Genomic DNA, 11,168 nt, shown 5'->3' with positions numbered 1-11,168 from the left:
TCTGTCGTGCCGGCGCTCCCGTGTAAAACCTGCCCCATAGGCCTTGCCATCCATGCCGCCGAAAAGACTGCACCATCAAATGACGGGATCAAACACCTAGGCGAACTGCTTTCGCTTCGTGTCCCGATAGACCCGGCCGAGCAGTTCGACGCCTGGATCGATTGCATCCAGAGAGATCGCGGACAGGCCAAGCCGAATGAACGTGCACGTGGCGGGGCACCGGTCGAAGAAGCGCGCCCCTGATTCGACATAGATGTCTCTGGTTGCCGCCTGGCGCACGATGTCGGGGCCGTGCATGCCGTCCGGCAATCGAAGCCACAGCGCCGTTGCACCGGGAAAATCATCGGTGCGCCATTCCGGCAGATGCGCGCGCACCGCTTCAAGCAACCGTCTGCGTTTGGCTTCAAACGCATCCGAAAGCCGTTTGACCAACGTGTCATGATGACCCAGGGCCATGAAGAGGGCCACCGCGCGCTGATTGTTGGCCGGTGGATGGCGCACCATCAACTGCCGCAGCGCGCGCAGCTCGCAGATCAGTTCGCGTTCGGCGACAAGAAAGCCCAAGCGAAGCCCCGGCGCCAGCGTCTTGGACATCGATCCGATGTGGATGACCCGGCCGGCGCCGTCCATGCGCTTGAGCGCCTCCTGGGGCTCCATGTCGGGTATCTGGCTGTTGTAATCGTCCTCGATGACGATCCAATCGTGCTTTGCGGCCCGTGCCAGAAGACGCGCGCGGCGGTTCGGGCTCAACGGCGCCATGCTGGGGCAATGATGTCCCGGCGTCGTGAAGACGAAGTGCACGTCGTCCGGTATCGCCTCGACACGCATCCCCCGATCGTCGACGCCGATGGTGATCAACTCGGCGCCAAACAGCTTGAAGACCGAACGCGCCTCGGGATAGCCGGGCTCTTCCATCGCAACCCGGACACCGCGGCGGATCAGAAGCGCTGCGACCATGTAGAGCGCGTGCTGCGCGCCGAGCGTGACGATGATCTCGTTGGGGCTGGCGAAAACGCCGCGCTTGTTCAGCACCCGAGCCTGGATCTGCTCGACCAGCATCGGATCGTCCTGATCGATCATGTCGGCGGCCCAGCACTGGATTTCGAGCACGCTGAGCGCCATCCGGCTGCATTCGCGCCACTCGGCCGTGGGAAACAGTTCCAGGTCGAACTGCCCATAGACGAACGGGTATCGGGCGGTCGTCCAGGTCTTGCTCTTGCGCGGATTGGCGAGCGGGCCTGGCCGGACTTTCAGGCGCGCGCGCCACGCAAAAAAGTCTCTGCTTGCGGCTTTGGAGGCACGCCGTTCGGGCAACGCTTCGCAATGGCCCATGCTGACACGGTAGCCGCTCCCGCGCTTTGCCGTCAGAAAACCCTGCGCGACAAGCTCACGGTAGGCAATGATCACGGTGCCCCGCGAGACGCCAAGCGCATCGGCCAACGCTCGCGAAGACGGCACCATTGCGCCCGATGCAACCCTGCCTTCAAGGATCGCAGCCACCATGCCCTTGCGGATCTGCATCTGTAGCGACTGGCCGGCGCCGTGACTTACCGGAATTACGTCCGCCCAGACATTGCGTTTGCTAGCGTTTTCCATCGGGCGCCAAAGCATGCCATTGCCGGACAGTCAGGAGCCAGCCCCTGTGATCGTTCCGGCAGCGATTTATAATCCGGTCTTGCCGCCAGGGTGTCAACAAGCCCGGAATTGACCGGTCGCCGGCTATCGGCGCCCAAAATCAGGGAGCCGCTGATGCGCTGCATCGAAACGATCGAAGGCAACTGGCGCATACCCTGGATTTCTATGCGGTCACGGGCTTGGCCGATGCGGCTCCGCGCCGCCACCCAGCCAGCACACCGGCTCGCCGCCCTTATCGCTTTCCTCCAGGCTGACGGCCAGTTTGGACGGACGGCCCATCGCATATCCCTGCAATACGGTGAACCGGGTGATATCGTGCGACACCTTGCCAAGGCTGCGCAACGCGCTTGCCAGGGCAGTGGCGGCGATGCCGGTCGCGGCGTCTTCGGGATAACCGGACGCCTTGGGGAACTGGCGGGCGGCAATCGTCGCGCTGCCGTTTTGCGGGTCCACGGCATCGACGGCATAGGGATAAAGACCGGTGGATCCGAGGCGCCCGCAAAGCGCCCCGACCCTGTCGAAGTCAGGTTGGCAGCGATCCAGAACATCTTTCGACGTCAAGCACACCAGCGTTTTGACTCGGCTGGTCGAGGCATTGACCACCGGTTGCGGACCCAGCGCCCCGGCCGGCAGGTTCAGCACGTCGCAGATTTCGGCGATGAGGGCGTCACCGTTCAGCACTTGGGTGGCACCGAAAGGCTGACTGACGAAGATGTCGCCTGCGTCCGTGATACGGCTCTCGACGATCGCTGCGGGCGTCTCGACGCGCAGCGCATCTGCGGTGATCCGGCCCGCCCGGCGCAAAAGCCAAAGGGCGCCGATGGTCGCGTGACCGCACATCCCGACCTCGCCTGTCGGCAGGAAGTACCGCAAGCGGATGTCATTGCCGGCCTGCCGCGCCGGCAACACGAAGACGCTCTCATATCCGTGTGTCTGCGCGACCGCTTGCATTGCCTCGGTGTCGAGCGCGGCGGCATCCAGCACGACAGGCGCCGGATTGCCGCCGCCTGGCGCGGCTGCGAAGACATCGACAATCTCGACAGCCGGCTCACCCATGAAAGCGCCCGCGTGATCGGCGGCGCGGCGGCCTAGGTACGTCGCGCCGCCGGGGCTTGGCTGCGTCAGACACTTGGCGCCACCTTGCCGCCGCGGTAGTCGGCGATGAATGCGCCGATCTGCTCCAATCCGTCCTTGACGTCGCTGGTCGGCGTACTCGGGCCGAAGCCGAGCCGGACATGATTCTCGTAGCCATAGCAGCTTCCCGGGATGAGATAGGTCCGGTACGGCTCCTTGATCAGGGCGATGCACAGATCCCATGACGGTATGTCGAGATCGAAGTGCGGAAAGGACAAAAACCCGCCTTTCGGCGAGACCCAACGAAACGCGTCGCTGCCGTCCATCCATTTGCTCACAATGTCGAAGTTGGCCTTGGCGACACGCATGGAATTGCGGGCCATCGACCAGAACTTCTGACGCTCCATCGCGGCCATGGCGACGGTTTCGTCGAGGCGACTGAGCTGGTGCAGTGTGATGTAGTATTTCAGCTCCATGCACTGTTCCATGAAGTCACGGTCCGGGGTCGTCAGCCAGCCCAGGCGCGTTCCGCTCATTCCGAGAATCTTGGAGATGCTGCTGGTCGAAATGCCGCGCTCGTAGACATTGGCGACCGCAGGCGAGGGCTCGCCGCTCCATTCCATCCCGCGATAGATCTCGTCGGAGACGACATAGGCACCGTGCTTGGCGGCGATATCGCACACCGCCCGCAACTCGGCCTCGTTCAGGCACGCGCCCGTCGGATTGTTCGGATGACAAATGTAGATCAGCTTGACCTTGGGCCCCATGAGGCTTTCGAGCCTGTCCAGATCGAACTTCCACTCCAGTTCTTCTTGGCGCCTGATGAGCTTGCAGTGGGCGCGAAACGCCTCGCACAGCACACGGGGCTGTTCCCAGGAGGGCGTTTCGACGATCGCCTCGTCACCGGGCTCAAGCAAGGTGGCAAAGGCCAGGAAGTTCGACATCTGCGTTCCCAGCGTCAGGAGCATGTGGTCGGCGTCGACATGATACTCCATCGTCTCCACGATCCGTTCGCGAAGGGGCGGATAGCCATACCGGTTGCCCGATTTGATGATCGGCAGGTCCTCCGGTATGCCGCCGGGCATGATGTCGCCAACGGTATAGCTCAAGCCCTCCGGTCCAATCAGTTGGTTAACCGTCCATTTCTGTCGTGCGACGTCCCATCCGAGATCACGCCCGATGTTGAAGAAGTCGCTCAGTTTCTGAGATCGAATATGCATGGCTGTTTCCGGATTTGATGGTAATTAGAGCGTGAAGGGTTCCGCCGGGCCGGCGCGCCAGCACTTGACCACCGGATCGCCGGTGTTGATCGCCTTATGTGTCCAGATCAGGCGCGCAATGCCCGCCTCGGGCGCGACGATTTCCTCGACGACGTCACCGAAGACATCCACGATGTCGGCGACCTTCTGACCGGCAGCCAAGTCCTGGCCGATCTCGACGGTCAGCCGTACGAGCCCGCCGCGTCGGGCGCTGACGACAAACTGGCCCTGCGCGCGCAAGGGGTCGGGAGCAAGTTGCGGATCGCCGTCGATCATATCGAGATAGCGCATCACGTTCCGGATGCCGCGCAGATGGTGTTCGGTATCGGCAGATCGCAACGTCCCATCGCTGCCCGCTTCCGCCAGGATCGACACCGTGCCCTGCCGCGATGCCGTCGCCGTTACCGATCCGCCGGTCGCCGGAAGCGGCGTGTCGTTTTCGTACAGCGCGAAGATGCGCGGCGTGTAAAGCCGCACCATCGCTTCGCCCTTTCTGTCCTGCTCGGCATCACCCGTCAGCACATAGCCCGCATAGGGCCAGAGCTCTTCGCCCAGGTCGCCGCCGTGGCAATCGATATGCGCATCAGCTTGCCCAATCACCTCGGTCAGAAGCGTATGGACCAGAACCTGTGAGATCGTCCCGTCGGCCAGGCCCGGCGCGGTGCGGTTCAGGTTCAGGCCGTCGACGGGGTTGATGAAACCGGTCCTAGTCTGGAACATGATCTGGTTGACCACCGGAACCGCGATCAGGGTGCCGCGAAGCGTTTGCGGGTCGGTCGCGGAGACCGTTCTCAACACCGCGTCGATGCCGGGATATTCGGTTGCGTGAACACCGGCGGTCAGGCAAAGCGTGGCGCCCGGCCGCGTGCCCGTGACGATGACGACAGGGAACCGGATCGGCCCCATGGGCGTCTCGCCTATCTTCACGAAACCGCGGACAGTCTTTCCCGGTTCACCCCTGATGTCTTTGACCTCTATCGCAGTTCCGTTGCTCATCTGTCGTCTCTCCTTGGGTTGGCTGGGCGGGGCCGCTGCACGATCGGGCACGCGCACCCCTATTCGCCCCCGACGCCCTGCAGCGTGAACGCTTCGGCATGGTGGCAGCGCACTGCGTGAGCAGCGTCGAGGGCGCGCAGGTCCGGCACCTGCGATCTGCAGATGTCGGTCGCGAAACGGCAGCGCGGATGAAAATGGCAGCCGCTCGGCGGCGAAGCCGGACTCGGCACATCTCCGTCGAGGACGATGCGCCGGCTGACTTGACCGGTTTCCACGGCCGGAACGGCCGACATCAGCGCTTCGGTGTAAGGGTGCCTGGGATTGCCGAACAGCGCGTCGGTTTCGGCCAGTTCCACGATCTTTCCCAGATACATGACCGCCACGCGATCGCAGATATGGCGGATAACCGCCATGTCGTGCGATATGAACAGATAGGTCAGGCCGTATGCCTCCTGCAGGTCCTGGAGGAGATTGAGAACCTGTGCCTGGACGGAGACGTCGAGCGCCGAGACGGGCTCGTCGGCAACGATCAGCTTGGGGTTGAGGGCAAGCGCGCGGGCGATGCCGATCCTTTGCCGCTGACCGCCGGAAAACTCGTGGGCGTAACGCGCCATCGCTGACGGATCGAGCCCCACCGATCGCAGGAGGTCGGCCACCCGGTCGGCGCACTCCTTGCCGCGCGCAATTCTCTGGACCCGAAGCGGTTCGCCGACGATCTGCTCGACGGTCATTCTGGGGTCGAGCGATGAATAGGGATCCTGAAAGATGATCTGCATCTTCCGGCGCAGCGTCTTGAGCTGCCTCGGTCCGGCCCGAGCGAGATCGATCTCGCGCATCGTGCCCGAACCGTCTTCGGCGGGCAGGCGGAGCGTTACCCTTCCCTCGGTCGGGGGCAGGAGCCGCAGGATGGTTCGCCCCGTCGTCGTCTTGCCGCAGCCGCTTTCGCCGACCAGGCCCAGCGTCTCTCCCGTGTAAATTTGCAAATCCACGCCGTCGACGGCTTTCACCTCGGCCACGATGCGTTTGAGAAGCCCTTTGCGGATCGGGAAGAGCTTCCGAAGACCGGCGACGTCGAGCAAGACTTCCTCAACCTTCATGTGGCGCCTCTTCGGTCCGGGCGTGATGCAGAAAGCAGGCCACGGACCGGACGCCGCCTTCCGAGACGAGCGCCGGTCTTGCTTTCCGGCAGACATCCATGACGTGGGGGCACCGCGAGGCGAAGCCGCACCCGAGGCCGGCCTCAAGCGGCGAGGGCACGTTGCCCGCGATCGATCGCAGCCTGCGTTTCCGCGCCCCCTTGAGCGACGGGATCGATTGCATCATCCCTTGCGTGTAGGGGTGAAGCGGTTGCCGGAAGACCGTCGAGACGGGCCCGCTTTCGACGATACGCCCCAGATACATCACGCGGATCTGATCGGCCATCGTCGCGATCACGCCCAGATCGTGGGTGATGAACATGATCGCGGCGTGGAACTCCGCGCGAAGCTTGTTCATCAGGTCCAGAACCTGGGCCTGGATGGTGACGTCCAGCGCGGTGGTCGGTTCGTCGGCGATCAGCAGCGACGGGTTGCATGACATCGCCATCGCGATCATCGCGCGCTGACGCATCCCGCCCGAGAGCTGGTGAGGAAAGTCCCGGGCCCGCTCGCGCGGTGATGGAATGCCGACGGCATCGAGCATCGCCACCGCCTTGTCCGCCGCATCGCGCCGGCCGATCGACTGGTGGAGAAGAACCGCCTCGGCAATCTGGTCCCCGATCGAAAAAACCGGGTTGAGTGAGGTCATCGGCTCCTGAAAGATCATGGAGATCGCGTTGCCGCGCAGTTCGCGAATCCGGCGACCCTTGGGGTCGAGCCTGGCGATATCGATCACCCGGTCGCCATGGCGGTATAGGATCTCGCCCTCCGCGATGCGCCCGGGCGCTTCGACGAGCCCCATGACGGCGCGCGCGGTCACCGACTTGCCGCAGCCGCTTTCGCCGACAATGCCGACGGTCTCGCCGTGACCGATCCGATAGTTGAGCCGGTCGACGACGCGCGCGGTACCGCGCTCGGTTTCGAAGTCGATGCTGAGATCCCGCAGTTCGAGAAGCGCTCGGCCTTCGCCTGCGTCCGATGCGTCCTTTGTGGTCGCAAGGGCCTTCATGGCCGCTTCTTCAGTCTGGGATTGATCGTTTCCTGCAATGCGTCGCCGACAAGATTTGCGGCAAGCGTGAACAGAAACAGCGCGATGGTCGGCCCGATCATCAGGTGGGGGGCGGTGAAGATGAACGCGATCGACTCATTGAGCATCTGACCCCATTCGGGCGTTGGCGGCTGGACGCCGAGCCCGAGATAGGACAATGCCGAGGCGTTCAGGACGAACACCGGAAGCGTCAAGGACGCCTGCACGATGATCGGCGTCGAGATGTTGGGCCAGACATGCCGCCGCAGAATGTACCGCCGACCGGCGCCTGCGGCGACCGCCGCTTCGATGTATAGTTCCTCCTTGACCGACAGCGTGACGCCGCGCGCAACGCGTATGAACTGCGGCATCTGCGAGATGCCGAGGGCGAAGATCACGCCATTTTCCGTCGGCCCGATGATCACGACGAGCACGATGGCCAGCATGATGATCGGGAAGATCAGCAGCATGTCGGTGATGCGCATCACCAGCCCGTCGAGCCAGCCGCCGACGAAGCCGGCCAGCATGCCGATCGGAACGCCTGTAACGACGGCGAAGAGAATGGCGAGGCCCGTGACCCGGACCGTGACCTGGGTCGCCAGGATCACGCGCGACAGCAGATCGCGCCCGAATTGATCGGTGCCCAGCCAGTGCTCGCGCGAGGGCGGTTGAAGCACCTTTCGAAGATCGGTCTGTAGGGGATCGTACGGCGTGATCCAGTGCGCCGTCAGCGCGACCAGATAGATCAGGACCAGGACGATGCCGAAGAACAGGCCGACCCTGTCTCGGCTGAACCGTTTGAGAAAGTCCATCAGGGGCAGGCGCCGCACATCCTTGTCCGGTGTCTTGAGGCTTGCATTTCAGTCATAGCGGATCCGCGGATCGGCCCAGGTGTACAGAATGTCGACGCTCAGGTTCACGGTGATGAATATGGCCGCGAAGATCAGAATCGCGCCCTGGGTCACCGGCAGGTCCCGGGTGAGGATGGAATCGACCATCAGACGGCCAAGTCCGGGCCAGTTGAAGATGGTTTCGGTCACGACCGAGCCGCCCAGCGTGTGTCCGAGCCCAAGGCCGAAAAGCGTGATGATCGGCAGCAGCGCGTTGCGCAGCGCGTGCTTGAAGACAACCATCCTTTCGGCGACACCCTTGGCGCGGGCCGTCGTGATGAAGTCGCGTCCGAGCGCATCCACCATGCACGAGCGGACCATGCGCGTGAATATCGCCGCCTGATAGGCGCCAAGTGTCACCACCGGCAGAATGTAATGCTTCCAGGTCGCCTTGCCGCCGATTGGAAGCCATCCGAGATAGACCGAGAAGAAATAGATCGCGATCAGCCCGGAGACGAAAACCGGCGTGCAGATGCCCACCAGCGAGAACATCGTGACGCCCTTGTCGACCGGATGGTTCCAGAACATCGCCGAGATGCAACCCAGGACCAGGCTGATGACGATGGCCAGCAGCATCGCAAAGCCCGCGAGCTGCGCGGTGTTGACCACGCGCGGCCACACGATATCGAGGACGGGTTCGCGCGAATAGGTCGACACACCGAGATCGCCCTGAAGCATGCGCGTCAGATAGCTCCAATATTGGATGTAAATGGGTTGATCGAAGCCGTAGGCCCGGCGAATGGACTGGACCAACTCTTCCGGCGCGTTGTCGCCGGCCATCAGTTGCGCCGGGTCGCCCGGAATGAGATGGAACAGCGCAAACAGAAAGGAGACCAGAACGAGACCGACTGGAATGATCAGCAAGAGCCTGTAGACGATCATCCGGAGCATCTGGGCTTCCAACCGTTCATTGGGCGTTTGCGCGGAACGAGGGCAGGGATGGCATCCCTAGCGCGAGATGCCCTGTCGGGCCTTTTCCTCCCGATCTATCCAGGCAAAACGCGCCGGATAGTTGCCGATCGCCAGGATCCGGTCGCCCTTAACATAGCTGCGTGTACCCAGATTGAGCGCCAGCGTCGGCAGATAGATGACCGGCGCGTCCTCAAGCAACTGCTCCATATACGCCTCGATCAGGTCCCGGCGCTTGTCCGAATCGGTTTGCGACGTGGCGGCTTCGGTTATCGCGTCGATCTCGGAACTGTAATAAAACATACGGTTGGACCCTGCCGGCTTCCATGCCTTGGAGTAGGTGAACAACAGCATGGGCTCGTCCGGATCGGCGGTCGGCACGCCCCATGACAGCATCACCATGTCGTATGCGGCATCGGTCGGGCTTTGCGAGATCGCGCTGCTGAAGGAGGCGCTTTCCATCAGCGTGATGCCCACATCGACGCCGACATCGCGCAGAAACGACTGGACAAGCTGCGCGGTCTGATAATCGCCTTTGCGCGCCCCGCGGCGTGAGAACATTTCGAGCGCAAGTGTGTTGCCCTTCACGTCCTCGACGAAACCGTCCCCGTCGCGATCCTCGTAGCCCGAAAGACGCAGCAGTTCCCTTGCCCTTTCGGGATCATACTGGAAGATCGTCGCCTCGCCCTCGTTGCGCATGTCCCGATACCCGAAGACGCCTTCGGTCAGGGTCGGCGCCGTCGGCACGAACGCCCCGCGTCCCGCAAACACGCTGGCGACGATCCCTTCCTTGTCGACCGCGTAGTTGAAGGCGCGCCTGACATTGGGGTTGTCGAGCGGGTGCACCAGATGGTTGAGGACCTGGTAGTATTGCCGGGTGCTGGGAACAATGCGAATATTGACGTTCTGGTCGGCCTCCAGCCGCGGAATATCGAAATCGTTCAGCAGAACCGTTCGGTCCACCTCACCGCTCTGGAGCATGGCGGCACGGATCGACATGTCGGGAACATAGATGATGCGGACGGAATCCAGATAAGGCTTGCTCTCCTGCCAGTAATCCGGATTGCGTTCGAACAGGATATACTCGCCCTTTCGATACTCTTTCTGGATGAACGGGCCGGTGCCGACGACATGCGTCGCCATCCATTCCTCGCCGTTTTCCCGATAGGCGGTCGGGCTGAAAATACACAGCGACCTGTAGGCCAGGTTCTGCAGCAGCGCGGCCGGCGGGCGCTCGAACCGGAGCGTGACTGCATGTTCGCCGTCGGCCCTCGCCTCCTGGAAAGTGCCCAGAAGGTTCGCGTAGAGAAATCCCTTCTCGATCGCTTCATTGTAGACGAATGCGACGGCCTCGGCGTTGAACGGCGTGCCGTCGTGAAAAGAAACGCCTTCCTCAAGCTGAAACGTCACTTCTCGGCCATCTGCGGACGTGGACCATGCGCGTGCCAGCCAAGGCTCGATCTCGCCAGCCTCGTTCAATTCAACGAGGTTCTCGCATCCGTAAAGCCAAACGTCTTGAGCCTGACTGCTCAGATTTCGACCGGGGAACAAAGTGTGCTGTTCGCCCGCCTTGGCATAGATCAGCTCCCCGCCATATTGCGGCTGATCGGCGGAAGTGGACACGGCGCTCAAGGCCAGAACACCTAAAACCAATGCGCTTGTAGATATGGCGCTGCACAATGTTAACCGCATCGCGTGACTCCCGTTTGCCTTTGATCCCTATCGATTTTCCACTGTAACAGCCGCACGAGTTTAGCGGCATTAGACCAGTGGGGGGATTTTGTTTGGTCAATCCCTTGGGCAATGATGTCGCCGTCCTTTCGGAGCCGGCAGGGCGTTGTTCCGCCGCAACGGTCGAACCGGGCCCTTGCCCTCACGCTGCGCGGCGGTATCGGTTTTGGTGGTAAGCGTGTGCGGGCTATCGGACGCGGTGACGCTTTCCATGCCCGAACGTGGCCCGGTTCCCCGAGATCCGTCCGGACAAAGCGCCCGGCCATGCCGGCGGTGCGGAGCGTGCGGGTCCCGACTTCGTCGGCTCGGCACTCCCGAAGGGTGCCGGTTCGGATCGCGGCATCTAGAGCGGTTTGTCTTTGGATGGGAGCGGTTTGATGGACAAGGTTTTTCGCCACGGCGAGGAAAACACCGCGGCGCGATCCGACGATCGCGCGAGGCTTTTGACGACGCCGGCGGCGGAAAAGACGTCCAAGCCGGAGGCCGGCAACACATTGACATCAGATGATGG

Annotated in this window: 9 protein-coding genes; all 9 read right to left on the bottom strand. The window is 62.7% G+C overall.

The window, feature by feature from the left end; translation table 11 throughout:
• Positions 1-96 precede the first annotated feature (96 nt).
• The 9 genes from AC5E6L_RS10350 to AC5E6L_RS10310 all read right to left on the bottom strand — a co-directional run bounded on the left by AC5E6L_RS10350 (position 97) and on the right by AC5E6L_RS10310 (position 10,618).
• A complete protein-coding gene (locus AC5E6L_RS10350; protein ID WP_491229465.1) occupies positions 97-1,596 on the bottom strand; it encodes an aminotransferase-like domain-containing protein in 1,500 nt (499 codons plus the stop codon).
• Between the two features lie 210 nt (positions 1,597-1,806).
• Positions 1,807-2,691 carry a PhzF family phenazine biosynthesis protein gene (locus AC5E6L_RS10345; protein ID WP_491229464.1) on the bottom strand — a complete coding sequence of 295 codons (885 nt, stop codon included), beginning with the start codon at positions 2,689-2,691 and terminating at the stop codon, positions 1,807-1,809.
• 65 nt (positions 2,692-2,756) lie between these two features.
• On the bottom strand, positions 2,757-3,818 hold the full coding sequence (locus AC5E6L_RS10340) for an aminotransferase class I/II-fold pyridoxal phosphate-dependent enzyme (protein WP_491229463.1): 1,062 nt from the start codon (positions 3,816-3,818) through the stop codon (positions 2,757-2,759).
• Between the two features lie 135 nt (positions 3,819-3,953).
• Positions 3,954-5,021 (bottom strand): succinylglutamate desuccinylase/aspartoacylase family protein, encoded by a 1,068-nt coding sequence (locus AC5E6L_RS10335; protein WP_491229462.1) that lies wholly within the window; start codon positions 5,019-5,021, stop codon positions 3,954-3,956.
• A 2-nt stretch (positions 5,022-5,023) separates the two neighbouring features.
• Positions 5,024-6,061 carry an ABC transporter ATP-binding protein gene (locus AC5E6L_RS10330; RefSeq protein ID WP_491229461.1) on the bottom strand — a complete coding sequence of 346 codons (1,038 nt, stop codon included), beginning with the start codon at positions 6,059-6,061 and terminating at the stop codon, positions 5,024-5,026.
• Entirely contained in the window at positions 6,051-7,109 is a 1,059-nt protein-coding gene (locus tag AC5E6L_RS10325) for an ABC transporter ATP-binding protein (RefSeq protein WP_491229460.1), read from the bottom strand. Before AC5E6L_RS10325 ends, AC5E6L_RS10330 begins: the two co-directional genes overlap by 11 nt.
• Positions 7,106-7,957, bottom strand: coding sequence for an ABC transporter permease (locus tag AC5E6L_RS10320; RefSeq protein WP_491773074.1), 852 nt, complete (start codon positions 7,955-7,957; stop codon positions 7,106-7,108). Before AC5E6L_RS10320 ends, AC5E6L_RS10325 begins: the two co-directional genes overlap by 4 nt.
• Before the next feature lie 30 nt (positions 7,958-7,987).
• On the bottom strand, positions 7,988-8,908 hold the full coding sequence (locus AC5E6L_RS10315) for an ABC transporter permease (protein ID WP_491773072.1): 921 nt from the start codon (positions 8,906-8,908) through the stop codon (positions 7,988-7,990).
• Positions 8,909-8,965: 57 nt separating this feature from the next.
• Positions 8,966-10,618, bottom strand: a complete 1,653-nt coding sequence (locus AC5E6L_RS10310) for an ABC transporter substrate-binding protein (protein WP_491773070.1) — start codon at positions 10,616-10,618, stop codon at positions 8,966-8,968.
• Positions 10,619-11,168 lie beyond the last annotated feature (550 nt).

Source organism: Roseitalea sp. (genome assembly GCF_984466335.1).
Note: the sequence above shows the minus strand (reverse complement) of the source record. Positions and strands in the feature narration are given on the sequence as shown.